22 protein-coding genes are annotated in these 26,824 nt (G+C 73.9%); 8 read left to right on the forward strand and 14 right to left on the reverse strand.

Annotated features, from left to right (window positions below; all coding sequences use genetic code 11):
- Positions 1–142 precede the first annotated feature (142 nt).
- Positions 143–1,612, forward strand: a complete 1,470-nt coding sequence (locus IEZ07_RS08175) for a UvrD-helicase domain-containing protein (protein ID WP_204054310.1) — start codon at positions 143–145, stop codon at positions 1,610–1,612.
- Between the two features lie 123 nt (positions 1,613–1,735).
- On the opposite strand, the gene IEZ07_RS08180 is transcribed toward IEZ07_RS08175, so the two are convergent.
- Entirely contained in the window at positions 1,736–2,956 is a 1,221-nt protein-coding gene (locus IEZ07_RS08180; RefSeq protein ID WP_191894195.1) for an MFS transporter, read from the reverse strand.
- A 71-nt stretch (positions 2,957–3,027) separates the two neighbouring features.
- Between IEZ07_RS08180 and IEZ07_RS08185 the strand changes: the two genes are divergently transcribed.
- The gene (locus IEZ07_RS08185; protein WP_191894196.1) at positions 3,028–3,987 is read left to right on the forward strand and encodes an ArsR/SmtB family transcription factor; all 960 of its coding nucleotides are present in this window, start codon (positions 3,028–3,030) and stop codon (positions 3,985–3,987) included.
- A 167-nt stretch (positions 3,988–4,154) separates the two neighbouring features.
- Here IEZ07_RS08185 and IEZ07_RS08190 read toward each other — a convergent pair whose 3' ends face one another.
- Entirely contained in the window at positions 4,155–5,657 is a 1,503-nt protein-coding gene (locus IEZ07_RS08190; protein ID WP_191894197.1) for an aldehyde dehydrogenase (NADP(+)), read from the reverse strand.
- Positions 5,658–5,888: 231 nt separating this feature from the next.
- Here IEZ07_RS08190 and IEZ07_RS08195 point away from each other — a divergent pair, with 231 nt between their 5' ends.
- Positions 5,889–6,710: an acyl-CoA thioesterase gene (locus IEZ07_RS08195; protein WP_191894198.1), complete on the forward strand. Its 822-nt coding sequence runs from the start codon at positions 5,889–5,891 to the stop codon at positions 6,708–6,710.
- 70 nt (positions 6,711–6,780) lie between these two features.
- Here IEZ07_RS08195 and IEZ07_RS08200 read toward each other — a convergent pair whose 3' ends face one another.
- The 6 genes from IEZ07_RS08200 to IEZ07_RS08225 form a co-directional block, all read right to left on the reverse strand.
- Positions 6,781–7,779, reverse strand: a complete 999-nt coding sequence (locus IEZ07_RS08200) for a zinc-dependent alcohol dehydrogenase family protein (protein ID WP_191894199.1) — start codon at positions 7,777–7,779, stop codon at positions 6,781–6,783.
- A gap of 357 nt (positions 7,780–8,136) precedes the next feature.
- Positions 8,137–9,723, reverse strand: coding sequence for an acyl-CoA synthetase (locus IEZ07_RS08205; RefSeq protein WP_191894200.1), 1,587 nt, complete (start codon positions 9,721–9,723; stop codon positions 8,137–8,139).
- Positions 9,724–9,773: 50 nt separating this feature from the next.
- Entirely contained in the window at positions 9,774–10,925 is a 1,152-nt protein-coding gene (locus IEZ07_RS08210; protein ID WP_191894201.1) for a thiolase family protein, read from the reverse strand.
- Positions 10,926–10,986: 61 nt separating this feature from the next.
- Positions 10,987–12,018, reverse strand: a complete 1,032-nt coding sequence (locus IEZ07_RS08215) for a thiolase family protein (protein WP_191894202.1) — start codon at positions 12,016–12,018, stop codon at positions 10,987–10,989.
- A 10-nt stretch (positions 12,019–12,028) separates the two neighbouring features.
- Positions 12,029–13,060, reverse strand: a complete 1,032-nt coding sequence (locus IEZ07_RS08220; protein ID WP_191894203.1) for a Zn-ribbon domain-containing OB-fold protein — start codon at positions 13,058–13,060, stop codon at positions 12,029–12,031.
- Entirely contained in the window at positions 13,044–14,594 is a 1,551-nt protein-coding gene (locus tag IEZ07_RS08225; RefSeq protein ID WP_191894204.1) for an acyl-CoA synthetase, read from the reverse strand. Before IEZ07_RS08225 ends, IEZ07_RS08220 begins: the two co-directional genes overlap by 17 nt.
- A gap of 379 nt (positions 14,595–14,973) precedes the next feature.
- Here IEZ07_RS08225 and IEZ07_RS08230 point away from each other — a divergent pair, with 379 nt between their 5' ends.
- From IEZ07_RS08230 to IEZ07_RS08240, 3 genes are all read left to right on the forward strand, one after another.
- A complete protein-coding gene (locus IEZ07_RS08230; protein ID WP_191894205.1) occupies positions 14,974–16,464 on the forward strand; it encodes a hypothetical protein in 1,491 nt (496 codons plus the stop codon).
- A gap of 108 nt (positions 16,465–16,572) precedes the next feature.
- Positions 16,573–17,346, forward strand: a complete 774-nt coding sequence (locus IEZ07_RS08235) for a class F sortase (protein WP_191894206.1) — start codon at positions 16,573–16,575, stop codon at positions 17,344–17,346.
- A gap of 81 nt (positions 17,347–17,427) precedes the next feature.
- The gene (locus IEZ07_RS08240) at positions 17,428–18,243 is read left to right on the forward strand and encodes a crotonase/enoyl-CoA hydratase family protein (RefSeq protein ID WP_191894207.1); all 816 of its coding nucleotides are present in this window, start codon (positions 17,428–17,430) and stop codon (positions 18,241–18,243) included.
- A 123-nt stretch (positions 18,244–18,366) separates the two neighbouring features.
- Here IEZ07_RS08240 and IEZ07_RS08245 read toward each other — a convergent pair whose 3' ends face one another.
- Positions 18,367–19,923, reverse strand: coding sequence for an alpha/beta hydrolase (locus tag IEZ07_RS08245; RefSeq protein WP_191894208.1), 1,557 nt, complete (start codon positions 19,921–19,923; stop codon positions 18,367–18,369).
- Positions 19,924–20,112: 189 nt separating this feature from the next.
- On the opposite strand from IEZ07_RS08245, the gene IEZ07_RS08250 reads away from it, so the two are divergent.
- A complete protein-coding gene (locus tag IEZ07_RS08250; RefSeq protein ID WP_191894209.1) occupies positions 20,113–21,288 on the forward strand; it encodes a sensor histidine kinase in 1,176 nt (391 codons plus the stop codon).
- Complete coding sequence (locus IEZ07_RS08255; protein WP_191894210.1) at positions 21,285–21,956, forward strand: response regulator; 672 nt, start codon at positions 21,285–21,287, stop codon at positions 21,954–21,956. The genes IEZ07_RS08250 and IEZ07_RS08255 overlap by 4 nt, the downstream gene beginning before the upstream one ends.
- A 28-nt stretch (positions 21,957–21,984) precedes the next feature.
- Here the strand turns inward: IEZ07_RS08255 and IEZ07_RS08260 are convergent, their stop codons facing one another.
- The 5 genes from IEZ07_RS08260 to IEZ07_RS08280 form a co-directional block, all read right to left on the reverse strand.
- Positions 21,985–22,335 carry a hypothetical protein gene (locus IEZ07_RS08260; protein ID WP_191894211.1) on the reverse strand — a complete coding sequence of 117 codons (351 nt, stop codon included), beginning with the start codon at positions 22,333–22,335 and terminating at the stop codon, positions 21,985–21,987.
- Between the two features lie 258 nt (positions 22,336–22,593).
- Positions 22,594–23,709, reverse strand: coding sequence for an NAD(P)H-dependent flavin oxidoreductase (locus IEZ07_RS08265; RefSeq protein ID WP_191894212.1), 1,116 nt, complete (start codon positions 23,707–23,709; stop codon positions 22,594–22,596).
- Between the two features lie 107 nt (positions 23,710–23,816).
- Positions 23,817–24,563, reverse strand: a complete 747-nt coding sequence (gene dprE2, locus IEZ07_RS08270; RefSeq protein WP_191894213.1) for a decaprenylphospho-beta-D-erythro-pentofuranosid-2-ulose 2-reductase — start codon at positions 24,561–24,563, stop codon at positions 23,817–23,819.
- Positions 24,560–25,906 carry an FAD-binding oxidoreductase gene (dprE1, locus tag IEZ07_RS08275; protein WP_191894214.1) on the reverse strand — a complete coding sequence of 449 codons (1,347 nt, stop codon included), beginning with the start codon at positions 25,904–25,906 and terminating at the stop codon, positions 24,560–24,562. The genes dprE2 and dprE1 overlap by 4 nt, the downstream gene beginning before the upstream one ends.
- Positions 25,903–26,820, reverse strand: a complete 918-nt coding sequence (locus tag IEZ07_RS08280) for a decaprenyl-phosphate phosphoribosyltransferase (RefSeq protein WP_191894215.1) — start codon at positions 26,818–26,820, stop codon at positions 25,903–25,905. Before IEZ07_RS08280 ends, dprE1 begins: the two co-directional genes overlap by 4 nt.
- Positions 26,821–26,824: the final 4 nt, after the last annotated feature.

Below are 26,824 nucleotides of genomic sequence, written 5' to 3' on the forward strand. Positions count from 1 at the left end.
TCCTCCCGCTCCGCGCCCGGAACGCCGCACTCCACCGGCGCCTCATCGGGATCTTCGCCAAAACCGATATACCTCAACGTCACCGATCGATTACATTCTGAGGTCTTCCGTCGTGTCCGACCTCTTCCCGCAGGAGCCCCCCGTGCCCGCACCGACGATCGAGCAGGAGGCCGCCGTCGCCGCCTTCCGCGACGGCGAGGACCTCGCCCTGCAGGCCGGAGCGGGGACCGGTAAGACCACCACGCTCACGATGCTCGCCGCCGCCACCCCGCGGCGCGGGCTGTACATGGCCTTCAACAAGGCCATCGCCGTGGCCGCCGCCCAGGTCTTCCCGCCGACCGTGGAGTGCCGGACCACGCACTCGCTCGCCTACCGGGCCGTGGGCCACCGCTACCGGCAGCGGATGGCGAACGCCGTCCGGATCCCGAGCTGGCAGGTGGGCGCCCATCTCGGCATCGCCCCGAATCTGGCGGTGCGCATCGGCGAGCGCAGGATCACCGGCAGGACCGCGTCCATGGCCGCCCTGCAGACGGTCAGCCGGTTCTGCCACTCCGCGGCCCGGGAGATCACCGCCGGCCACGTCCCCCGGCTGCGCGGCCTGGAGGCCGACCCCCTGCACGCCGAGCTGGCGGAGCTCGTCCTGCCCTACGCCCGCAGGGCCTGGACGGACCTGCAGAGCCCGTACGAGGGCGCGGTGCGCTTCGAGCACGACCACTACCTGAAGATGTGGGCGCTGACCGAGCCCCGGATCGAGGCCGACTTCCTCCTGCTCGACGAGGCCCAGGACACCAACCCCGCGGTCGAGCGGCTCTTCACCGGCCAGCGGGACCACGCCCAGCTCGTCATGGTCGGCGACTCCGCCCAGGCGATCTACGGCTGGCGGGGCGCCCGCGACGTGATGTCCGGCTTCGACGGCACCCGGCTCGCCCTTTCGCAGTCCTTCCGGTTCGGCCCGGCGCTGGCGGAGGAGGCCAACCGGTGGCTGACCCTGGTCGACGCCCCCATCCGGCTGAGCGGGACCCCGGACGTCCCCACCGAGCTGGCCGCGGTGGAGCACCCGGACGCGATCCTGTGCCGGACCAACCTGGGCACGATGGCCGAGATCATGGCCCTGCTGCAGACGGCCGGGCGGGTCGGCCTGGTCGGCGGCGGGGAGGGCCTGGCCTCGCTGACCAGGGCCGCCCGCGACCTCAGGGCCGGCCGCCGCACCTGGCATCCCGAGCTGGCCCTCTTCGAGACCTGGGGCGACCTGCAGGACTACGCGCAGTTCGACCCGGCCGGCCGCGACCTGCGGACTTTCGTCGATCTGGTCGACGAGCACGGCCCCGAGGTCCTCCTGGACGCGCTCTCCCGGCTGACCGACGAGCGCGACGCCGAGGTCGTGGTCTCGACCGCGCACAAGGCCAAGGGCCGCGAGTGGACGCGGGTGCGCATCGGCGGGGACTTCAGGGGCGGCGAGCCCGAGGTCTCGGAGGGCGAGGACGGCGAGCGCCGCCAGGGCCGGGTCGGCGACGCCGAGGCGCGTCTGGCCTACGTCGCGGTGACCCGGGCCCGCCACCGCCTGGACCTCGGCGGCCTGTCCTGGATCGACCGGTACGCCCCGACCCCGTGACCGGGACACCCCGGCGTCATGACCGGTACGCCTCGGCCCCGTGACCGGGGCCCGCACCGGCCGCCCGCGCCGCCGGCCGGAGGCCGGGGTGGAGGTCCCCGCCGCCTGACCCGGCGGGCCCGGTCAGTCCTCCCAGCGGCGCAGGCTCGGCCAGGCCAGCAGGCTGACCAGCAGGCGCAGCACGGCGCAGACGATCCAGGGGGCGACCAGCCCGAAGGCGTCGGCGACCAGGCCGCCGCAGACCGCGCCGAGCGGGATGGCGCCGAAGGAGATCATGCGGCCCGCTCCGCCGACCCTGCCCAGCAGCTCGGCCGGGATCAGGCGCTGGCGCAGGGAGGAGGCCATGACGTTCCACAGCGCCACGGCCAGTGAGAAGACGGTGAAGAGGGCCACCACCGTGACGGCGCTCCTGCCGACCAGGGCGATGCCCAGCCAGCTCAGCGGGATCACCAGCTGGACGCCGAGCGCGATCGGCCGGCCGCCGAACCGGACGACGACGCGCCCGGCCACGAGGCTGCCGGCCACGCCGCCGACCGCCATGGCGGCCACCAGCACGCCGTACCCTCCGGATCCGACGCCGAGCACGTCGCGGGCGAACAGCACCAGTGTGGACAGGGCCATGGTCTCGCAGAAGTTGCCGGCCCCGGCGATCAGCGTGAGGGTCCTGGGCAGCCGGTTGCGCGCCAGCCAGCGCAGGCCCTCCCCGATCTCGGCGAGCATGCGCCCGCGCGGCCGGGAGCGCTCGACCGCGCCGCCCGCACGGATCCGGGTGATCATCATGAGCGCCAGCAGGAACATGGCGGCGTCCAGCCAGAACGGCAGCGGCATCGCCAGCGCGAACAGCGCCGAGCCGAGGGGCGGGCCGCCGAACTCCCCCAGGATCGATTCGGTGGCGACCCTGCGCCCGTTGGCGGTCTCCAGCTCCGACTTCGGCACGACGGAGACGATCAGCGCCTCGCCGGCCCCGGTGACCAGCAGGCCGGCCGCGCCGACGCCGAAGGCCAGGACGAACAGCATCCAGATCCGGGCCGCGCCGAGTGTCACCAGCAGCGCCAGCACGGCGATCAGGAACACGTGCGCGCCCTGGGCGGCCATCATCAGGCGCCGCCGGTCGAACCGGTCGACCCAGGCCCCCATCGGCAGGCTGAGCAGCAGCCACGGCAGGGTGGCCGCGGCGGTGACGCCGGAGACCAGCACGGGGTCGTCGGTGGTCGCGGCGGCGAGCAGCGGCATGGCGGCGACGAGCGCGCCGTCGCCGAGCGTGGACAGGGCCCCGGCGCCCCACAGGTGACGCCAGTCCCTGCCCAGGCCCCTCACGGGGGCCGGGGCGTCAGCAATGGTCATGCCGGACAGGGTGCGCCGCAGCGGGCGGGCGGCGTTATCGTTTAGCCGGTTCTACAACATCGGAGGCTCGGATGGCGGTCACGATCACGCTGTCCCGGACGGAGACGGCCCGCGTCCGGTTCGCCTACTCGCCTCTCGCGGAGACCGTCTTCGCCGTCAAGCTCCTGTTCCGCGACGGCGCGAACGCGGTGCACCACCGCTGGGTCCGGCAGGCCGGGAAGGCGGTGGCCGGCGATCCCGACCTGCCGCTCCTGGCCGACCTGACGTCCGGCTGCGTGGCGGCCTTCCTGCTGCCGCCGCCCTCCGGCCCGGAACCGGCCTTCGCCGACGAGCTGGAACGGGTGCGGCGCACCCCGCACGACCACTTCCGCACCGAGCTCGACCGGCTCTTCGGCCCGGGCGGGCGTCCGGAGCTGCGCGCCGATCCGGCGGCGGTCCTGGAGCGGCTGGCCGGCGCACTGGAGCGCCACCACGACCGGCTGATCGCCCCGCACTGGGGGCGGATGCGGGCGATCCTGCTCGCCGACGTCGAGCACCGGGCGCGCACGCTGGCCGCCCGCGGCGTGGAGGGCCTCTTCGCCGCCCTGCACGAGAACATCACCTGGCGGGAGGGGGACCTCGTGGTGAGCGGGCGGCGCACGCCCGGCTCCTTCACCGTCGACCTGGGCGGCCACGGGCTCGTGCTGTTCCCGACGATCTTCTGCTGGCCGTACATCTGCATCGACATGGAGCCCCTGGCCGCCGGGTCCCTGCGGTACCCGGCACGCGGGCTCGGCACGCTCTGGGAGCCCGCGGGGCCGGTGCCCGAAGGGCTGGCGGCGGTGCTGGGCCGTACGAAGGCGGCGCTGCTGGAGGCCCTCGGCGAGCCGTGCCCCACCGGGGAGCTGGCCCGGCGCCTGGGCATCACGGCCAGCGCGGTCTCCCAGCACGTGGGCGCGCTCCGGGAGGCGGGGCTGGTGACCACCCGCCGCGACGGCCGTACGGCCCTGCACCTGCGCACCGAGCGCGGGACCCGGCTCACCCAGGTCTGAGCACCGGCGCCTCCGGTGACCGGCGCGAGCCGGAGGCGCGCGCCTCTCCGGCAGCGCGCCGTCCTCTCCGGCGCGGAGGAGGGCAGGCCCGCCTCACCGACGTGCCGCGAGCGGACCGGGCGGCGGCACCGGGGCCGGTTCCCGGTGCCGGTGCCGCCGCCCGGGGATCAGAGGGTGAGCGTCCCGTCGACGCGGCGGGGGACACCGAGCGGGTTGTCGTCGCGCAGCTCCGGCGGGAGCAGCTCGGCGGGCCAGTCCTGGTAGGAGGTGGGCACCAGCCAGCGGCGGATGGCCGCGGCGCCGACCGAGGTGTGCGCGGGGGCGGTGCTGGAGGGCCACGGGCCGCCGTGGTGCATGGCCCAGCGCACGGCGACGCCGGTCGGCCAGCCGTTCCAGATGACCCGGCCCGCCTTGCGGGTCAGCACCTCGGCGATCTCCTCGGCCTCGGCCGGGTCGGTCGCGTGCACGGTCGCGGTGAGCGAGCCGTCCAGCCGCTCCAGTACGGCGGGCAGCTCGGCCGGATCGCGGTAGGTCACCACGATCCCCGCCGGGCCGAAGCACTCCTCGGCCACCCGCGGCAGGGCCGCGGCGAACGCCTCGAGACCGGTGGTGAAGAGCTGGGGGGTCACCGCGTAGGCGCCCTCGCCGGCGCGGCCCTCGGCCAGCCGGTCGAGCTCCGACAGCCGCTCCAGCTCGTGCAGGAAGCCCTCCCGCATGCGCGCGGTCAGCATCGGCCCGCCGGTGGTGGCGGCGACCGCCTCGGCGAGGGAGACGAGCAGCCCGGCGTCCTCGGGCACGAACAGCAGGCCGGGGTTGGTGCAGAACTGGCCGACGCCGAGGGTGAGGGAGGCGGCGAACCCCTCGGCGAGGCCCTCGCGGCGGGCCGAGGGGAGGACGACCACCGGGTTGACGCTGCCCAGCTCGCCGTAGAAGGGGATCGGGTCGGGCCGCTCGTCGATCATGGCCTGGATCGCCTTGCCGCCGGGGATGGAGCCGGTGAAGCCGATCCCCACCACGTGCGGGTGGCGGACCACGCACCCGCCGGCCTCGCGCCCCCGGACCAGGCCGAGCAGGGCCGGGTCGGGCAGGGCGCCCCGGACGACCTCGGCGGACAGCTCGGAGGTGCGAGGGTGGCCGTCGTGGGCCTTGACCACCACGGCGCACCCGGCGGCCAGCGCCGAGGCGGTGTCGCCGCCCATGACGGAGAAGGCGAAGGGGAAGTTGCTGGCCGCGTAGACGCCGACCACGCCGGACAGGGGGCGGTTCATCCGGCGCAGGTCGGGGACGGGGGGCTCGGTGGTGGCGTGGTCGATGACCGCCTCGGCGTGGCCGCCGTCGCGCAGCACCTTGGCGAAGAGCCGGAACTGCCCGGCGGCGCGGGCCACCTCACCGCGGAGCCGGGTCTCCCCCAGCGCGGTCTCGGCATCGGCGACCCGCCAGAGCTCCTCGACGTTCTTCTCCAGCGCCTCGGCCACGGCCTCCAGCACCTGGGCGCGGGTCTCGCCGGAGCCGCCGGACAGCTCGCGGGCGCGTTCGGTGGCGGGCGTCTCCCGCCAGACCCGGCCGGCGGCATGGGCCGCGCGGACGACGGCGTCCGCCTCCGCCGCAGAGTTCGCGGGGAAGGGCTCGCCGACGGTCTCGCCGGTCCGGGGGTCATATGAGTGGATCATCGAAAAGCCTTTCGTCACCGGTTCGGCCGCGGCGCTCGGGCACCGGCCACCTCCTAAGGTAAGCGCTTTCCGAACGGAGCGCCACCCGGGACGGGCCCGAGGTCGAGGGGGTCGGGGGTCCGCCGTGCCTGGTCTAGGTAAGTTGTCGGACACATATCCGGTGTGCGCCGGATCATCCATCCCGCGGATCATCCGTCCCGCGGAACGTCCATCCCGCTCCGAGGAGACAGCGTGACCGAGATCGACGCCCCGCCGCATCCCTTCACCGCGGCCGTCGCCCTCACCCCCGTGGCCGGCGGCCGCCTGCGCGGCCGGACCCGGCCGGAGTACGCGAACATGGTCGGCCCCTTCGGCGGGGTCACCGCCGCCACCCTCGTACGCGCCGTCCAGCAGCACCCCGACCGGCTCGGCGAGCCGCTCTCCCTCACCGTCAACTACGCGGGCCCCGTCGCCGACGGCGACTTCGACGTCACCGCGCGGCCCGTGCGCACCAACCGGACCAACCAGCACTGGATGATCGAGCTGACCCAGGACGGCGCCGTCGCGACCACCGCCACCGCGGTCTTCGGCCTCCGCCGGGACACCTGGTCGGACACCGAGCTCGCCATGCCGTCCGTGCCGCCGCCGGACGCCGTCGCCGTGCACGGGTTCCCGGACTTCATCGCCTGGGCCCGCAACTACGAGATGCGGTTCGTCACCGGCGCCGTGCCGGAGCAGGACGCCGGTGAGCACCCGGACTCCACCTCGACCCTGTGGGTGCGCGACGCGCCGGCCCGACCCCTCGACTTCCCGGCGCTGACGGCGATGTGCGACGTGTTCTATCCCCGGGTGTTCCTCCGGCAGGGCCGGTACGTGGCGGCCGGCACCGTCTCCCTCACCGTGTACTTCCACGCCGACGCCGCGGAGCTCGAGGCCTGCGGCGAGGACCACGTCCTGGGCACCGCGCGCACCCACCGCTTCTCCCGGGGGTACTTCGACCAGACCGCCCACCTGTGGAGCCGCGGCGGCACCCTGCTGGCCACCGCCCACCAGTCGGTCTACTTCAAGGACTGAGGGTCCGCGGCGCCGTCCCGGAGACGGCCGCGGGGGCCTCTCCCCCGGTGGCCCGACGGCCCGGCGGCGGTCAGTGCGCGACGGTGACCACGACCTTGCCGATCCGGGCGTCCGACTCCAGATACCGGTGGGCCTCGACGATGCCGTCCAGGTCGAAGGTGCGGTCCACCACGGGCCGGAAGGCGCCCGAGCGCAACCCGGAGGTCACGAAGGCGGCGGCCCGGCGCAGCCGTTCGGGCCGCCTGGCCGTCTCCAGCATCGTGTAGGTGCGCATGTTCAGCGCGGGCATGCCGAGCTCGAAACCCGGATAAGGGGTCTCCCGGCCGCTCAGCGCGCCGTACAGCAGCAGCGTGCCGCCCTCGGCGACCACCCTGGCCAGGTCCCGCACGCCCGGACCGGCGACGGCGTCGAAGACGTACTCCGCGCCCCGCCCCCCGGTCGCCGCGAGCACCCGCTCGGCCACGTCCTCCGAATCGCTGACGATCACGTCCGCCGCGCCCTCCTTCAGCAGCGCCTCCTTCTTGGCGGCGGTGCGGGTGACGGCGATCGGCGTGGCGCCGATCCGCTCGGCGACGTGCAGGGCGGCCAGGCCCACGCTGCTGGAGGCCGCGTTCAGCACGACGGTGTCCCCGGGACGCATCCCGCCGACCTCCACGAGCCCGCCGTAGGCCGTGAGGTACGGCATCCACACGGCCGCGCCCCCGACCGCGTCGAGCCCTTCGGGACGCCGTACCAGCGCCGCCGCGGGCACGATCGCCCGCTCGGCGTAGACGCCGTGGTCGTTCTGCGAGAAGGCGGGCACGGTGCTGACCGCGTCCCCCGGCCGGAACCCGGTCACGCCCTCGCCCACCGCCTCGACCGCACCGGCCGCCTCCGTGCCCAGCCGGGCCGGGAACCGCTTCACCGGCTCGATGTAGTGCCCGGTGCGGAACAGCACCTCCGCCCGGTTGAGGCCGATCGCGTCCACCCGGATCCGCACCTCGCCCGGGCCCGGCTCACCGACCTCCACCTCCTCCAGCCGCATCACCTCGGGCCCGCCGAGCCCGTGGAACAGCACCGCCCTGGTCATCGCCCCTCCCCCGTACCCGGGGAACGGCGACCCGTTCCCCTCCGCCGGGGGTGGACACCGCCTGCGCCGCGGCGGCCGGCGGCCTCCACGCGCCCGCCGCCGGTGGCGGGCGGCGGGGTGGTGCGGGAGGCGCCGACGGCGGCTTCCTCGATCATGTGGAATGTCATGGACCTACCGTCCACCACACGCCCGGACCGGCGGCAGTGGCCCGAATGCCAAACATCCGGAGGATCCGGCCAGCGCACCGCACCGTGCCCGTCGCCGTGACGCCGACCGGGGGCTCCGACGGGTCCGTCCCGTACACGGTCTCCGGCGGCGTGATCAGGCGGCCCGCACCGGGGACCCGCAACGGGAGGCCTACCGCGAGGCGGCCTGGGCCGTCTCGCGGGCCCAGCGGTAGTCGGCCTTGCCCGCCGGCGAGCGGACCATCTCGTCGACGAAGGCGAAGATCCGGGGGACCTTGTAACCGGAGAGCCTCCTCCGGCAGTGCGCGTCGAGCTCCGCGGTCGTCGGAGCCGTGCCGGGGCGGGGCTCGACCACCGCGGCCACCCTGCTCCCCCAGCGCTCGTCCGGCACCCCGGTGACGACGGCGTCGAAGACCGCGGGGTGGCCCTTGAGCACCGCCTCGACCTCCTCCGGGAAGACCTTCTCCCCGCCGGTGTTGATACAGCCCGAACCCCGGCCGAGGAACGCGACGGTGCCGTCCTCCTCGACCGTGGCCAGGTCGCCGGTGAGCAGCCAGCGCACCCCCGCCGCGTCGGTGACGAAGGTGCGGCGGGTCTTCTCCTCGTCCCGGTGGTAGCCGAGCGGGATGCGGCCGCTCCTGGCGACCGTGCCGACCTCTCCGGAGCCGGGTTTCACCGGTTCCAGGGACGGGCCGAGCACCGTCAGGCCGACGGTGGCGTTCGGCTGGAAGCGCAGTCCGGTCTCCGGGGAGGAGCCGGGGGCCGCCGAGGCGGTGTAGCCGGACTCGGTGGAGCCGAAGCTGTCGACGATCATCACGTGCGGGACCAGCTCCTGGAGCCGGTCGCGGACCGCTCCGGTCAGGATCGCCCCGGTGGAGCTGAGCACGCCCAGCGACGACAGGTCGTAGGAGCCCGCGGCGAGCTCCTCGGCGAGCGGCCGGGCCATCGCGTCGCCGGTGATGCTGAGCGTGAAGGCCTTCTCCCGCTCGATCGCGCGCAGCACCGCGACGGGGTCGAACCGGCGGACGTAGACCATGGTGCCGCCCATCCACCAGGTGATGAAGGTGGCCATCTGGGCCGCGCCGTGCATCAGCGGCGCCGCCGTCAGCATGACCAGCGGCCCGGAGGCGCGCGCCTGCTCCACCACGGCCTGCGGGCTGCGCAGCGGGTCGCCGTACGGGTTCCCGCCGCCGAAGGCGAAGAAGAGGTCCTCGGTCCGCCACAGCACGCCCTTGGGCATGCCGGTCGTGCCGCCGGTGTAGACGATGTAGAGGTCGTCCCCGGAGCGGGCGGGGAAGCCGCGCGTCTCCGGCATCCCCTCCAGCGCCGTCTCGTACGGCACCGCCCCGGCGACCTCCGACGGGCCGCCCACCGCGACCAGGTGGGCGAGCGTGGGGACCCGGGGCGCGACGGCCGCCACCCGGTCGCCGAACTCCACGTCGAACAGGAGCGCCGCCAGCTCGGCGTCCCGGTAGAGGTAGAGCAGCTCGTCCTCGACGTAGCGGTAGTTGACGTTTACCGGTACGGCCCGCAGCTTCAGCGCCGCCAGCATCCCGGCGATGTACTCGACGCCGTTGTAGAGGTGGAGGCCGACGTGCCGCCCCGGTCCGACGCCGTGCGAGGCCAGGTGGTGCGCGAGCCGGTTGGCGTGCGCGTCCAGCTCCGCGTAGGTCAGGCGGCGCCCGTCGCAGACGACGGCGACGCGCTCCCCGATCACGTCCGCGAGCCCTTCGAACAGATCTGCGTGATTGAACTCCATGGGGGGCGCTCCTTCGACCGCTGCCAGGGTCCGGCCCTGCTCTGAGGGCTCTAGGGTCTGTCTCTGCCGACCATCCACATCGCGAAGAACTGCGCGCCTCCCCCGTAGGCGTGCCCGAGGGCCCGGCGGGCCCCGTCCACCTGGTGCTCGCCCGCCATCCCGCGGACCTGCAGCGCCGCCTCGGCGAACCGGATCAGCCCGGAGGCGCCGATCGGGTTGCTCGACAGCACCCCGCCGGAGGCGTTCCACGGGATGTCGCCGTCCAGGGCGGTGGCCCCCGACTCGGTGAGCTTCCAGCCCTCCCCCTCGGCGGCGAAGCCGAGGTTCTCCAGCCACATCGGCTCGTACCAGGAGAACGGCACGTAGACCTCGGCCACGTCGATCTCCCGGCGCGGGTCGGTGATCCCGGCCTGCCGGTACACGTCGGCGGCGCAGTCCCGGCCCGCCCGCGGGTCCACGGTGTCGCGGCCGGCCCGGAAGATCGGCTCGGAGCGCATGGCCGTGCCGAGGACCCAGGCGGGGGTGCCGGTGACGGCCTTCTCCGAGGCCAGGACCAGGGCGCACGCGCCGTCGCTGGACGGGCAGGTCTCCAGGTAGCGGATCGGCTCCCAGAGCATCGGGGTCGACTCGACCATGGCCCGGTCGATGCCGGGGATCCGAAGGTGGGCGTAGGGGTTCTTCAGCGCGTTGCGCCGGTCCTTGACCGCGACCAGCGTGCCGATGTGGCCGGGCGCCCCGGACCTGCGCATGTACTCGCGGATGTGCGGGGCGAAGTAACCGCCGGCGCCGACCACCAGCGAGGCGTTGAACGGCGGGTGCGTGGACAGGGCCCAGGTGGCGTTGGACTCCGACTGCTTCTCGAAGGCCACCACCAGCACCCGGTCGTGCACCCCGCCCTGGATGAGGGAGGCGCCGACCAGGGCGGTGGAGCCGCCGACCGAGCCCGCGGTGTGCACGCGCATGATCGGCTTGCCGGCCGCGCCGAGCGCGTCGGCGAGGTACGCCTCGGGCATCATCACGCCCTCGAACAGGTCGGGGGCCTTGCCCAGGACGACGGCGTCGATGTCCCGCCAGGTCAGCTCCGCGTCGGCGAGCGCGCGGGCGGCGGCCTCGCGGACCAGCCCGGCGATCGAGACGTCCCGCCTCTTGGTGCGGTACTCGGTCTGCCCCACCCCGATGACCGCGCAGCGGTTACCGCTCATGGTCGCTCACCACTCCTCGCTCGCTCCGCTCACCGCGCCGGATCCGCTCCGCCCCCATGGCTCAGCCCTCCAGCACGGCGACGAGGTTGTGCTGCAGGCAGGGGCCGCTCGCGGCGTGGCCGAGGGCGCGGTCCGCGGTGCCGTCGATGACGCGCCGGGCCGCCTCGCCGATCCGGATCAGGCCGGTGGCCATGACGGGGTCGGCGGCCAGCGGGCCGCCGCTGGGATTGACCTCGGTGGCGGCGGAAAAGGCCCCGTCGAGGCCGAGCGCCTCGCGGAGGATGGGTTCTTCGTGGCTGAACCGGACGTGCAGCTCGGCCACGTCGACCTGAGCCTTGCCGGCCCCCGCCGCGCGTGCGGCTTCGGCGGCGGAGGCCGACCGGGCAAGGTCTCTCATTCCCAGGTAATGGGAATCCATGCAATGGGCGATGCCCGTGATCCAGGCGGGGCGTTCGCACACGCTCCGGGCGAGGTCCCCGGCCGCCAGCACCACCGCGGCGGCGCCGTCGGCGGGGGCCGCGACGTCGTACGGCCGCAGCGGCTCGACCTCGAAGGCGTCCCCCTCCGGATCGGGCAGGTCGAGGGCGTAGGGGTTGGCCCGCCCGGCGGCGCGGCTGCGCCGTACGATCTCGTCGAGCTCGGCCCGGTCCGTCCCGCGCGCCGAGGCCTGCAGGGCGGCGTAGGAGACGTGATCCAGGCCGAGCGGGGCCAGGTAGTACGGGTCGAGCTGGAGGGTCATGATCTGGTGCAGGTCGCCCTGGGAGGGCTTGCCGAAGCCGTAGACCAGCGCCGAGTCGACGTCGCCGTGCTGGAGCCGGACCCACGCCTCGTACAGCGCCCAGGCCGCGTCCATCTCCACGTGGCTCTCGGAGATCGGCGGCCAGGCGCCGACCGCGTCGAGCGCGGAGACGAACGAGAACGGCGCGCCCGCGAGATAGTCACAGCTGCCCGAGCAGGTGAAGCCGAACGTCCGCAGGCCCGACGCGCGCCGCACCTCCTCGATCACCGGCAGGATCAGCTCCGGTTCGCTCAGCCCCTCGTCGACCGCGCTGTGCCGGGTCTGGGCGAACGCCACGACCGCCACCTCACGCATCCGCGTCCCCCTACAGCTCGGCGTCGGGTTCGCCGGTGGGGGCGAACCACTTGATGTTCGACATCGACAGCGGGGACGGCGCCCACTCCTGTCGCGGGGCCCAGACCGCCCGCACCCGCATGCCCTGCCGCACCTCGTGCGCCGGGACGTCGCCGACCAGCGCGATCAGCGGCACGTCCGCGCCGTCGAGCAGGATGTAGGCCGAGACGAACGGCACCTCGGGGGCGCGGGGGTCGGGCAGGTTGTTGATCGCGAAGGTGGTGACCGTGCCGGTGTCCGGCAGCTCGCGCTCCTCGGTGATCGCGACTCCGCACTCGGGGCAGGACAGGCGGTAGGGCATGTAGACCTTGCCGCAGGAACCGCAGCGGCAGCCCAGCAGCACGCCCCGGGCCACGCCCTCCAGGAACCGGGTCAGGGCCCGGCCGGGCCGCAGGCGGTACTCCGCGCGGACCGGAGAGACGATCTTCGTTACCTCGGGCACGAAGCTCTCGATGTCGGTGATGTGCCCGGTGCGCTCGGCCCGCCAGCGGGGGCGGACCCGCAGGCCGGGGCGCATGGCGCGGGCGTCGCCGGCGTCCACCGCGTGGACCAGCGCCGTGTCGGCGCCGTCGAGGCGGATCAGCGCCCAGGCGAACGGGCGGGCAAGGGGGTGCTCCGGGCGGGGGGCGCCCACCCAGGCCCAGCTCTGCACGGTCCCGGCCGGGCCGACCTCGGCGAACTCCCCGGTGACGTCCTCGCCGGTGGCCGGGTCGTACTCCAGCGGAGGCACCAGGACCCGGCCGTCGGCGGTGCGGACCCCGACGATCCGCGCGTCCCGCAGCTCGGTGAGGAAGCGCCCGATCACCGGCCCGGTCGTGCGCGTGTAACCGCCGGGGAACTCCAGGACGTGGTCGACGACAGGGTCGACGACGGGGTCTCCGGCGGGAACCCCGCCGGGATCCGCGACGGTTCCGCCGGGATCCGCGACGGTTCCGCCGGGGTCCGCGACGGCCCCTCCCGGCGACGCGGCCGCCCCGGGCGGCGCCTCAGATGGCACGGTCATGTCCCTCCCAGTAGGGGTCGCGCAGCCGGCGTTTGAGGAGCTTGCCGTTGGGCTCGCGCGGCATCTCCTCGATGAAGTCGACGCTCTTCGGCCACTTCATCCTGGACAGGCGGCCCTCCAGGGAGGAGAGGATCTCCGCGGCGAGCTCCGGGGAGGGCTCCACCCCGGGCGCGGGCTCGATCACGGCCTTGATCTGCTCGCCCCACTCCTCGTCGGGCACGCCGAACACGGCCACGTCGGCGACCTTCGGGTGGACCGTCAGCTCGTTCTCGATCTCGGCCGGGTAGATGTTGGCCCCGCCGGAGATGATCAGGTCGGCCTTGCGGTCGCAGAGGAAGAGGAAGCCCTCGTCGTTCAGGTAGCCGATGTCGCCGACGGTGAAGAAGTCCCGCAGGCGGTTGGCCTCCGTCTTGGCCGGGTCGCCCTTGTACTCGAAGGAGGCGCCCATCATCTTCATGTAGACGGTGCCGGGGGTGCCGGTGGGGACCGGCCGCAGGTCCTCGTCCACGATGAGCAGCTCGCTGATCGGCCAGGCCGTGCCGACGGTGCCCGGGTGCTTGCGCCAGCCCTCGGGGGTGGCGATCGTGCCGCCGCCCTCGGTCGCCGCGTAGTACTCGTAGACGCAGTCGCCCCACCACTCGAGCATCGCCCATTTGACGGGGACGGGACAGGGGGCGGCGGCGTGGATCATCCATCTGAGCGAGGACAGGTCGTAGGCCCTCCGGGTCTCCTCGGGCAGCGAGAGCAGGCGCTTGAAGTGGGTGGGGACCAGGTGCGAGTTGGTGACGCGGTACCGCTCGCAGAGCCGGAGCATCTCCTCGGCGTCCCACCGGTCCATGTAGACGAGCGTGTGGCCCATGTGCAGGGCCGTGCCGCCGAACTGGGTGACGGCGGTGTGGTAGCCCGGCGAGGTGACCAGGTGGACGTTCTCCTCGCCGGGGGTGATGCCGAACATCGACAGCAGGAAGGTCATCAGCTCGGCCGAGTCGTCCGGGTCCAGGCCGTTGAGCGGACGGCGCACGCCCTTGGGCCGGCCCGTGGTGCCGGAGGTGTAGTGCATGGTCGCGCCCGCCGTACGGCCTGCGGGGGCGGTGTCCGGGCGGCCGTCGGTCAGCTCCGCCGCGGGCCGGGCGCCGTCCACCCGGCCGAAGGCGAAGACGCGGTCGGCGGGCAGGCCGGACCCGGCGGCGGCGCGCATGCCCTCCTCGGCGTGGCGCTCGTGCACGAAGAAGGCCCTGGCCTCGCTGTCGTCGATGATGTAGGCGATCTCGGGACCGGTGAGGTGCCAGTTGACCGGCGTGTAGTACCACCCGGCCTGCAGCGCGGCCAGGTAGAGCACCAGGCCGTCGGCGCCGTTGGGGACCAGGCCGCAGATCCCGTCGCCGGGCTCCAGGCCCAGCTTCCGCAGGCCGTGCACGAGGCGGTTCGCCCGGGCCAGCAGGTCTCCCGCGCGGTGTTCGGTGCCGTCCGGGTCCACGGCCGCGATCCGGTCCGGATCCGCCTGCGCCAGTCTCCAGAAGCCGAGCGTGCCCATCGCGGGTTCCCCTCTGGTCGGAAGGCACCCCGGCCGCCGGAGCGGTGCGCGTCCCCGGATCGCGGCACGGCACCGGCGGCATGGGAGCCCTCGAACGAGAACGTGTTCTTGTTCGCAGGGGCAGAGTAACCCGGCCACGCTCGCCTAACAAGCGTTTGATTCGCGGGCGGATCCTGGCAGGCCCTTTGCCTTCCCATCACCATCGGCACCGCCGCCGTCACGCATAGCTCATGAAAGGTAAGAAGAAAGTCAAGTTCATGGATGAAACTGCTTATTTGTCCCTTATGGGAACTTTGCTCGGTCAATATGGCTAGGCGAGAGGCGGCGTCCCCGAGCTGGGCTCATGTTGACCACCCGCCGTCTCCGCGATGGGGAGATCATGCGTTTCAACAAGTCCCTGGCGGCCGCCGGTGCTCTCGGCCTCGCCGTACTGACCGCTTCCCCGGCGTTCGCCGACGACATCGACGGCGTCCCGGCCGGTTCCGTCGTCGATCTGACCGAGGCGCGGGGCGACCTCGACGTCACCGCCTCCGAGGGGGTGACCCCCGAGGCCGCGCCCGCCGCCGCCCCGGAGGCCGCCGCCCCGGAGGCGGAGGCCGAGGCGCCCGCCGCGGAGCCCGCCCCCGTGGCCGAGGCCGACCCGGTCCCGGCGCAGGCTCCGGCCGAGGAGCCCGCCGAGCAGCCCGTCGAGAAGCCCGCGCCCGCCCAGGACCCCGTCCCTGCGCCGCCGGCGCAGGACCCCGCGCCCGCCCAGGGCCCCGGGTCCGCGCCGAACCCCCCGCCCGGCGACGTCGTGGAGGTCAAGCGGCCGGTCATCGACTCGGCCGTCGTCACCCCCGGCGCCATCGTGCGCGGCGGCGCCTACACCGTGACGGTTCGCACCCTGGAGGTGCCGAACGGCGCCCGCGTCTTCATCCGGGGCATCGGCGGCAGGAGCGCCGCGGGCATCATCCGCTCGGGCCGGGCCGTCATCGGGATGACCGCCCCGGCCGACGCCCGCCTCGGCGAGCACACCCTGCGCGTCAGCGTCACCCGCGCCGAGCCGGTCGAGACCTGGGCGGTCGTCAAGGCCGCACCGGTCGCCTCGCTGGACCTGCGCACCAGCCCGGGCAGCGTCCGGGCCGGTCAGACCTACCAGGCCGTCGTCAACACGAAGCGGGCCAAGCCCGGCACCGTGGTCACCGTCAAGGACCTGGCCGGCCGCCTCCACCGGGCGAAGCTCGACGCGCACGGCTGCGCGCGGATCACTCTGACCGTGCCCAAGGGCACCAGGCCCGGCCGCTACGCGGTCTCGGCCTCGCTGCCGGACGGCGCCCGCGACTCCGCCGCGCTGACCGTCGTCAGGACGCCGCTGCCCGCGGGCCGGATCGCCCTGGACCTGACCCCGGACACGATCACCGCGGGCGGGAAGTTCACCGCGCTGATCGCGACCACGTACGTGGCCCCCGGCACCCGGGTCACCCTGGTCGACCCGGCCGGCCGCAGGTTCACCCTCAAGCTCGACCGGAACGGCGCCGCCATCAAGCGGTTCCACGTCCCGTCCAGCACCGACGCGGGCTCCTACTGGTTCACCGCCAAGCTGCCCACCGGCCAGAAGTCGTCGGCCCGGCTGACGGTCAAGAGCCCGCGGGCGCGCACCGGCGCGCACACGCACGTGCACACGCAGACGAACGTCTACACGAAGATCTACTCCTACACCTACACCCCCCGGGGCGGCGCGCAGACCGGTGGCGGCCGCATCGAGCAGAACCTCGCCGCGAACACCACCGGCACCGGTTCCTCCCCCCTCGCCGCGCTGGCGCTCGGCGGCACGCTGATCGCCGGCGGCACCGGCGCGGCCCTGTTCGGCCGCTTCGGCCGCCAGGGCTGAGGCTCCACCGGGGCTGAAGCCCCAGCGCTCCATCGGGGCGCGGCCCCGGTCCCGGGTCCGCGCCCCGCCCCGCCCCGCCCACCCCGACCTGAGGCAGGTGTCCCGGCCATGTCCGGCTCCACTCCGTCCAAGCGCCGCATCGCCGTCACCACGGGAGCGGCCCTGGCGATCTTCTGCGGCGTACTCGTCACCGGAGCCGCCCTGGCCAACGACCCGCCCTCCGCCCTCCCGGTCCCGGGTTCGGTCCAGGAGGACTCCGCCGGACCCGGGGCGCCGGACTCCTCGGCGGCCGGGGACGCCGAGGAGTCCGAGGACGCCGAGGACTCCAAGGACGCCGCCAAGTCCTCGAAGGCGGATGGGTCCAAGAAGTCCGGCAGGTCATCCGGCACCGCCGGCAAGCCGGCGTTCACCACCGCCGAGGCGATGACCGGGTCCGAGCCGGTCAGCCTGGACATCCCGGCGATCGGGGTGAAGGGTGCGCCGATCGACCCGGTCGGCCTGAACGCCGACCGGACCGTCGAGGTCCCCGCACTGGACCGCCCGGAGCTCGTCGGCTGGTACAAGCACCGCCCGACGCCCGGCGAGGCGGGCCCCGCCGTACTGCTCGGGCACGTGGACGCCTACGGCAGGCCCGCGGTCTTCGCCAGGACGCACACCCTCGAGCCCGGTGACACCGTCAAGGTCAAGCGCGCCGACGGCAGGACCGCCGTCTTCACCGTGGACGAGCTGGAGCGGGTGGACAAGGACGCCTTCCCCACCGACCGGGTGTACGGCGAGACCGCCACGCCCGAGCTCCGGCTGATCACCTGCGGCGGCGCCTTCGACCCGGCGACCGGGCACTACGAGGACAACATCATCGTCTACGCCCACCTGAAGGCCTGACCTCCGCGCCGTCTGGCGGCACAGGCGGTGGCCGATCTAGGATCCCCTAACAAGCGCTTGGGGCAATGACGGAGGTCGTCCGTGGAACAGCTGCCGATCAGCACGCCGCACTGCCGGGTCGAGCGCGACGGCCACGTCGTCGTCGTGACCATGGACCGGCCCGAGGCGAAGAACGCCCTCTCCACGGACATGCTGGTCGGCCTGGCCGACGCGTGGGCCTACGTCTCCGACGAGCCGGAGGTCCGGGTCGCCGTGCTGACCGGCGCGAACGGCACCTTCTGCGCGGGCGCCGACCTCAAGGCCATGGGCCGCCCGTCGTCCGACCCCCGCGTCGCCGAGCGGGCCGCGCAGATCCCCGACTACCACTGGAAGGGCCTGCTGCGCGACTCCGGCGCACTGCCCACCAAGCCCGTCGTCTGCGCGGTCGAGGGCCACGCCGTGGCCGGGGGCACCGAGCTGCTCATCGGCACCGACCTGCGCGTGGTCGCCGAGTCGGCCGTCCTCGGCCTGTTCGAGGCCCGCCGCGCGCTGTTCCCGATGGGCGGCTCCGCGGTCCGCCTCCCCCGGCAGATCCCCTACGCCTTCGCCATGGACATCCTGCTGACCGGCCGGGCCGTCACCGCGCAGGAGGCCCTGGCCATGGGCCTGGTCAACCGGGTCGTCCCGGACGGCACCGCGCTGGAGTCCGCCCTGGAGGCCGCCGCGCAGATCGCCGCCTGCGGGCCGCTGGCCGTACAGGCCATCCTGCGCGCCTGCCGCCAGACCGAGGGCCTGCCCGAGCCCGAGGCCCTGAAGGTCTCCGACGCCATCGGCTGGCCGGTCATCGGCTCCGAGGACGCCAAGGAGGGATCCCTGGCCTTCCGCGAGAAGCGCCCACCGGTCTACCGGGGCCGGTGATGTTCTCCTGGCCGACGAGCGCAGACCTGTTCCGCGGCTCATCCCGGTGGCCCCTCCCCGTCGGCCGTCCGGCCGGAGAGAGGGGCGGGCGGTCCCCGACCGGGGAAGCCGACGGCATGACGGTCAGGGCCGGGGGCCGTCGCAGGTGACGTCCTCGGCCGGCAGGGTTCCCTTGATCAGGAACGCGGCGGTGGCCTTGTCCGCGCAGGTCGAGCCGGTGCCGTAGACGAAGTGGCCGCCGTGCTCGACACCGAGGAAGCCGGCGCGGTCACCCAGGGCCCTGCGCATTCCCCGGCCCGCGGCCCACGGCGTGGCGTTGTCGCGGCGGTTCTGCAGGATCAGGATGTTACGCGGACCGTGTGAGGTGATCTTGACCACCGGCTCGATCGGCTTCTGCGACCAGAACGCGCACGGCAGGATGTTGTCGGGCATGCCCGCGCTCAGCGGGTACTTCGCGCGGGCGGCCGCGGTGGCGTCGGCGTAGGAGCCCACGTCTCGCGACCAGGTGGTGTCCCCGCAGAGCATGGCCAGGACCATGGTGGCCTGGTTGTCCGCCGGCACGCCCTTCGCAGCCGGGGTGTCGGCGAGGATCCGCCGGAGCACGGCGACGTCCGCGTCCGCCGGGACCTTGCCGGCGGACAGGTCGGCCGCCGCCTTCCAGAATCGGGTGAGCGGGGCGAGCATCTCGTTGCGCTGCAACATCTGGTACGTGACGCCGCGCAGCAGCGCCCCGCTGACGGCCACCGGTGTGTCCGGCATCATGGCCGGTTTCCGGTCGAGGCGGTCGGCCAGCGCGAGGAAGGTGTCGGTGACCTCGCTGACGGTGCCGCCCAGCCCGAGGCCGGCGTCGTCCGCCGCGGCCACGCGGGCGGCGTCCGGGAACCGGTCGTTCATGCCCTGGTTCCAGGTGTTCAGCATCTTCGCCCACACCTTGCCCGGGTCGACGTTGCCCTCCAGCACCATCCGGTCGGCGTTGCGGGGGAACAGCGAGGCGTAGACCGCGCCGAGGTAGGTGCCGAAGGACTGGCCCCAGTAGGAGATCTTCCGTGCCCCGAGCGCCTGGCGGATGCGATCCATGTCGCGCGCCGTGTTCGCGCTGTTGAAGAAGCGGAGCCTGTCACCGATCGTGGCGCACTGCCGGGCGACGGCGCGCGCGGTGGTGACGTTGCCCTCGATCGAGCCGCCGGCGCCGGGGTAGGGGAAGATCGTGAGAAGGCTGGTGCCGGACAGACCGCAGCTCATCGGGGTGCTGTGGCCGACGCCGCGCACGTCGAACCCGATCAGGTCGTAGGAGTCCAGCACCCCCTTCGGGAGCGTGAGTGCCATCTGGCCGGGCATGTCCAGGCCCTGCAGCCCCGGACCACCCGGGTTGAGCAGCAGGTCGCCGCGCTTCCTGCCGTGCTTGGCGGTGGCGATCCTGGAGACCGCGACGGTGATGGTCTCTCCGCCGGGGCGGCGGTAGTCCAGAGGCACCTTGACCGTGCCGCAGGTTTGCCTGGGGTCCCGTTCGGCGCCCGGCGCGGGTTCCGGGCACTCACCCCACTTGATCGAAGTCTGGACGTGACCGGCGGTCGCCGCGGCCCTGGCGCCGGCCGGCTGCCCGCCGATCACCGCCCCCGCTGCCGCGACCGCGGTCAGGGCGCCGGCGACGACGACGCGTACGCGGATGGTGTTTCCCATGGTGCTGTCCTCCGAATTACCGATGTGCCGTGATCCGGCTTCGCGGTTGACCGTGGTTGCCGGCCGCTGACGAGAAAGGTAGGAGCGGAGGGCACTGTCCCGAATCACTGCGTTGCGGACATTCCGTGTAGCTCACATGAGGGACAAGCGCGGGAACATCGGGGATCAGAGATCGCTAGGCTCTGAGCCATGTCGGGGACCTGGGCCGGTGACCGCTTGCGGAGGTTGCGGGAGGTGTGGCGCGTCTACGACGCCACGGTGTGGGACCGGTGGCTGGCCGTCGGGTCCACCGGGCTGGCGTTCGCGCCGGCGCTGTCGATCATGAGCGTCCAGTTCGGCGACCTGTCAGGACACCCGGCCGACGCGTTCCAGATCGTCCTGATCCTGGCCCAGACGGTGCCTCTGGCCGTGCGTACCCGATGGCCCGCCGCGTGTCTGGCGATCAACGGCACGGCTTTCGTGATCCACGAGACGCTCGGCTACCCGATGCAGTTCGGCACCGTGACGGTGTACATCGCGCTGTACTCGGTGGGCGCGCACCAGGAGCGGTTCCGGCGCGTCATCGCCGCCGTGGCATCGGCCGCGTACGTCGTGCTGTGCGCGGCCGTGGTCCTGCTCGGCTCACCGGTTCTGCAGAGCGAGTTCCTGGTGTTCTACCTGCTTTTCGCCGCGTGCTGGCTGGGCGGTGCCTTCGTACGCGGGCAGCGGCTCCAGGAGGCCGGGCGACGGCGGCTCGCCGCCGAGGCCGCGGCCGCCGCAGAGCGGGCGCGCATCGCGCGGGAGCTGCACGACGTGGTGACCCACCACGTCACCGCCATCGTCGTGCAGGCCGACGCCACGCAGTTCGTGGCCACGTCGCCGGAGCGCGTGGTCACGGCACTGTCCACGATCGGCGCCGCCGGCCGCCGGGCCCTGGCCGAACTGCGGTACCTGCTGGACGTGCTGGAGGCGACCGGAGAGTCGGCCACGCCCGTCGTGGGCAACGTGCGGGACCTGGTCGAACGGACCCGGAGCGGCGGCCAGCCGATCGAACTGGTGGAGGACGGCGACCGGCCCTCGCTCCCCGTCGGCGTGGGGCTGGCCGTGTACCGGGTGGTGCAGGAGGGCCTGACGAACGCCGTCAAGTACGCCGAGGGCCGCCCCACCACCGTTCGCATCGGCTGCCGGGACGACCGCGTGGAGGTCGAGGTGACGAACGCCCCCGCCGCGGTCCCCGTCGGTGCGAGAAGCGGCCTCTCCGGCGGCCGCGGCCTGGCCGGACTGCGCGACCGGATAGGCGCGCTGGGCGGCGCGCTGGCCGCAGGCGAGCAACCGGACGGCGGTTTCCGAGTCTCCGCGTCGATCCCCGTAGGCGGTACCGAATGACCATCCGCGTCATGATCTGCGAGGACCAGGAGGTCGTCCGTACCGGCTACGTGACGGCGTTCGACGCGCAGCCGGACATGGCGGTGGTCGGCGCGGCCGCCGACGGCCCGGCCGCGGTCGAGGCGGTCGCCGGCCTGAAGCCCGACGTGGTGGTCATGGACATCCACATGCCGCTGATGGACGGCATAGAGGTGACGAGGCGCATCGCCGGCCCCGGTGTCGTGGCGCCGCCGAAGGTGCTGGTGGTGACCACGTTCAACGTGGACAAGTACGTCTACGAAGCCCTGCGTGCCGGAGCCAGCGGCTTCCTTCTGAAGGACGCCCCTCTACTGGAGCTGGTGAACGGCGTCCGCACCGTCGCCCGCGGAGAGTCCCTGCTGTCCCCCACCGTGACCCGTACCCTGATAGGTCGCTTCGCCGACCGCCTCCGCCCGGCCGTCCCCACCCCCGACGAGGATCCGCTGGCCGTCCTGGCTCCCCGCGAACGCGAGGTGCTGCGGCTGATCGCCCGTGGCCTCTCCAACGCCGAGATAGCCGCGGAACTGGTGATCAGCTTCGAGACCGTCCGAACCTACGTCTCCCGGATCCTCACCAAACTGGACCTACGCGACCGAGTCCAAGCCGTGGTCTTCGCCTACCGCACAGGCTTCGCCGACGACGACCGCTGAAAAACGGTCCACGCCTCCGGCGGGCTTGTCACACGCGAGCCCTGCGGCGGCCGATGACGAGCAGCCCGGCGCCTCCGGCGAGACCGGCGACCGCACCGGCGGCCAGGAGCTGCGCGCCCTGCGTCTGGGAGTCGCGCTCCTCCTGGTCGAGCTCGGCGAACTGCGCGCGCCGCCCGGCCTCGCCCGTCAGCTGCTCGTAGCGGGCCGGGTCGCTCTCCTTGACGGACTCGGCCTCGCGGAGCAGGTCCTCCGCCGCCTGGAGGCTCGCGTCGATGCGCGCCGCGGTCTCACCGGCCCGGGAGAACGCGAACGCGCTCAGCCCCGCGGCGACCAGGCCGACCACCAGCAGCCCGGCCCCGACCCACGACATCCACTTCACTGCGATCTCCTCCGTACGCGCTCACTCGCGGCCCCGGTGACTCCGGGCCGCGCGCAGGCAACGGTAGTGCCGCGTTCCACCTGGTCGCGCCCGCCGTACGGATGACCCGCCCTCCCCCGCCCGGGTGACCCGCCGGCGTGCGACCGGTCCGGGGTACGGCCGGGCCCGGGCACGGCCGCCGTCCGGGCCGGAGACCGCGCGGCCGCCGCCGGGCCGGTCGGCCGATCCCGGACGCGTACCGGGCCGCGGCGCCGGAGGTCAGTCCCGCGTCAGGCGCTCCAGGCGGTCCATGGCCTCGACGTACTGCTCGACCATGCCGAAGACCACGTCGCGCGCCGACTTCACCTGGTTCATGGTCCCGATGATCTGGCCGGCCGGGAAGGTGGCCAGCTCCGAGGCGTCGGAGCGGCCGATCCGGCGCAGCGCGTCGGAGATCAGCATGAACTGCAGCGGCATCGGGAGCGTGCCCGGGGACTCGGCCGACTCCCAGGCGTCGGTCCACTCGTTCCTCAGCAGCCGGGCGGGCTTGCCGGTCCACGAGCGGGAGCGGACCGTGTCGCGGGAGGTGGCCGAGAGGATGCGCCGCCGGGCCGATTCGGGGGTGTCGGCCTCCTCCACGGTCAGCCAGATGGACCCGGTCCACACGCCCTCGGCGCCCAGCGCCATGCCCGCCGCCATCTGACGGCCGTCGCCGATGCCCCCGGCGGCCAGCACGGGCACGTCCACCGCGTCCACGACCTGGGGGACGAGCACCATCGTGGAGATCTCACCGGTGTGCCCTCCGGCCTCGGTGCCCTGGGCGACGACGATGTCCACGCCGACCTCGACCTGCTTGACCGCGTGCCGGGGGGTGGAGGCGAGCGCCGCCACCCTGACCCCCCGGGCGTGGGCGAGCTCGACGATGTCGGCGGGGGGCGGGCCGAGCGCGTTGGCCAGCAGCGCGATGGGATGCCGGAGCGCCACCTCGACCTGGGGCCGGGCGGTGGCGTCGGTCCAGCCGAGCAGGACCCGGCCCGCCTCGCTCCCCTCCGCCAGCGGCGGCACGTCGTGCGCGGCCAGCAGGTCGTCGACGAACCTGCGGTGGCCTTCGGGGATCATCCCGGCCAGGCGCCCCACCAGGTCCTCCGGGGAGTCCACGCCGAGGTCGGCCCCCGCGTAGGAGGCGGGCATGACCACGTCGACGCCGTACGGCCTGCCGTCGACGTGGTCGTCGATCCACTTGAGCTCCGTCTCGAGCTCTTCCGGGGTGAAGTAGAGGGCGCCCAGCACGCCCATCCCGCCGGCGCGGCTGACCGCGGCGACGACGTCCCGGCAGTGGCTGAACGCGAAGATCGGAAACTCGATTCCGAGCATGTCCGTGACACGTGTCCGCATGCGCCCACGGTACGACCGGCGAGCCGGTAACTGCAACGCGTTCTAGTGCAGAATCTTCCGATGAAAATTTCCGCCGTACTGACTGGTAACAGCGGCCAGAACAGGTTTCAGCGCGGCATTCTGCGCCAGACCGCCCGGGGCAGCACGCGCATCACCGCGAACATCGCCCGCAGCGCGCCCGGCACCCACACGGTCTCGGCCCCCGACCGGAGCCCCGCCACCACCGCGTCGGCGACCTGGCCCGGTGTCGAGGACAGCGGCGCGGGGGTCATGCCCTCGGTCATCCGCCCCACGACGAAGCCCGGCCGGACCACCATCACCCGGGCCCCCGAGCCGTGCAGCGCGTCGCCCAGCCCCTGCGCGAACCCGTCCAGTCCCGCCTTGGCCGAGCCGTACACGAAGTTGGCCCGGCGCACCCGGATCCCGGCCACCGAGGAGAGCACCACGAGCGTCCCGTGGCCCTGCTCGCGCAGCCGCCGGGCGGCGTACAGCCCGGCCGACACGTGCCCGCCGTAGTTGACCGCGACCGCCTCGGCGGCGGCCACCGGGTCGGCGTCGTAGTCCGCCTGCCGGCCCAGCACGCCGAACGCGGGGATCACCACGTCCAGGTCGCCGACCAGCTTCGCGGCGGCCTCGATCACCTCGCCGTGCGTCTCGGGACGGGAGGCGTCGAAGTCCAGCAGGTGGACCTCCGCGTCCCCGATCACCGGCGGCTCGCCGCCGGTCGCACCGCGGGCGGCGAGCACGACCCGGCGGGCGCCGTCGCGGACCAGCCGCTCGACGATCGCCAGCCCGATCTCGCTCCGGCCGCCCAGCAGCAGCACCGTGTCCACCGAACCCAGCGCGTTCCTCACAGTCCGAGCCTCCTGGCCAGATCGGTGCGGAACACCCCGTCGGGGTCCGCCTCGTCGCGGACCTTACGCCACTCGGCGAGCCGGGGGTACGTCGCGGCCATCGTCCCGGCCGCCATCCGGGAGTCCTTCGCCAGGTAGATCCGCCCACCGGCCTCGGCCACCTGCGCGTCGAACGCGCGCAGCAGCCCGGCCAGGCCGCGCTGCCCGGCGGGGATGTCCAGCGCCAGGGTCCAGCCGGGCATCGGGAACGAGAGCATCCCCGGCGTGCCGGGGCCGAAGCGCTTGAGCACCGTCAGGAACGAGACCACGCCCTCGGCCGAGAGCCGCGCGACGATCCGCCGCAGTGTCGCCTCCTGGCCGAACGGCACCACGAACTGGTACTGCACGAACCCGCGCGGGCCGTACGCGCGGTTCCAGCCGTCCACGAAGTCCAGCGGGTGGAAGAACGGCGCCAGGCCCTGGACGGAGGTCCCGGGCCGGGACTTGAGGTACCAGGCCTCGTTGAAGGCCCGGACGGTCAGCGGGTTCAGCAGGCCGTCCGGCGCCCACGGCGGAGCCTTGACCAGGGCGCGGGGGGCGAACTCCAGCGGGTCGGCGCCGCGCGGCAGCTCCTCGCGCGCGGCGTGGTCGCCGCGGGTGAGCACGCTGCGGCCCATCCGGCCGCCCCGGGCGAGCAGGTCGATCCAGGCGACCGTGTAGCGGTACCGGTCGTCGGTGGCGGCCATCGTCTCCAGCGTGTGGTCCAGGTCCCGGGTCCGCTCGGTGTCCACCCGGACCCGGGAGGTCTCGATCGGCACGCACCGGAAGACCGCCTCGACGATCACCCCGGTCAGCCCCATGCCGCCGACCGTGGCCCAGAACAGGTCGTCGGCCGGGGTCAGCGTCCGGATCCCGCCGCCGGCGGTGACCAGGGTCAGCGAGCGCAGGTGCGCGCCGAAGGAGGAGTCCACGTGGTGGTTCTTGCCGTGCACGTCGGCCGCGACGGCCCCGCCGACCGTCACGTGCCGGGTGCCGGGGGTCACCGGGACGAACCAGCCGCGGGGCACCAGGGCCGCCATCAGGTCGTGCAGGCTCAGCCCGGCCCCGGCGGTGACCAGGCCGGTGGCCTCGTCCAGGGACCAGGAGGTCAGCGCGGTGCAGTCGACCACCAGCCCGCCGGCGTTCTGCGCGGCGTCGCCGTACGCGCGGCCGAGGCCCCGGGCGGCGACGCCCCGCTCCGGCGCCCGGCGCACGGTCTCGGCGACCTGCTCGGCGGTGGCGGGCCGGACCAGCCGCGCGGGCGTCGGCGAGGTACGGCCCCAGCCGGTCAGGAAGGTCGTCCCGGGCGGCGCGGCGGAGCTCATGGCAGGTATATACCGATCGTCAGGAGGGCCACGAGGGCCGCGATGAACAGCTGGATGGGCCGGTCGCGCAGGGCGAGCTCCTCCGGCTCCTCCCCGATGCCCCGGTCCACGAGGAGATTGTGCCGCAGCACGATGAGCACGAAGGGCACGATGCTCATCGAGTGGAACGGCCCGCCGGGGTGGTCGTTCAGCGCCCACAGGCAGTAGGTGACGATCATCGCGCCCGACGACATGGTGCGGACCTGCCCGAGGTAGGCGGGGGTGTAGGCGGCGAGGATGGCCCGGGTGGCGTTCCCGCTGGCGTTCTCCGCCGCGGCGCGCACCTCGGCCTCGCGCTTGCCCGCCACCAGCTGCAGGGAGCCGAGCGAGACCACCACCAGGAACCAGCTCGTCACCGGCACGTCCACCGCGATCGCGCCGGCGAAGGCCCGGATGACGTGGCAGCCGGCGACCGCGACCAGGTCGACCACGGGCTGGTGCTTGAGCCAGAAGGTGTAGGAGAACGTCAGCGCCAGATAGCCGGCGACGACCGCGGGCAGCCGCCAGTCGCCGGGCAGCGCGGCGACCGCCGGGGCCAGGAGCACCAGCAGGACCCCGGCGACCCGGGCGAGCGCGACCGGGACCAGCCCCGCGGCGACCGGGCGGAAGCGCTTGCGGGGGTGCCGCCGGTCGGCCTCGACGTCGGCGGCGTCGTTGAGCAGGTAGGCGCCGCTGGCGGCCAGGCAGAAGGCGGCGAAGGCGACCAGTGCGCCCCGCAGTCCCGCGGCGGTGCCCAGTACCCCGGCCGCCGCGGGGGCGGCGAAGACCAGCGCGTTCTTCAGCCACTGGCGCGGGCGGCAGGCCCGCAGCAGCGCGACCGGGGAGAACCCCCGGGACGCGCGGACGGCCGCCGGCGGGTCCGCCGGCGGCCGCACGGCC

It is taken from the genome of Planomonospora parontospora, from assembly GCA_014647935.1.
In the GTDB taxonomy this organism is placed as follows: Bacteria; Actinomycetota; Actinomycetes; order Streptosporangiales; family Streptosporangiaceae; genus Planomonospora; species Planomonospora parontospora.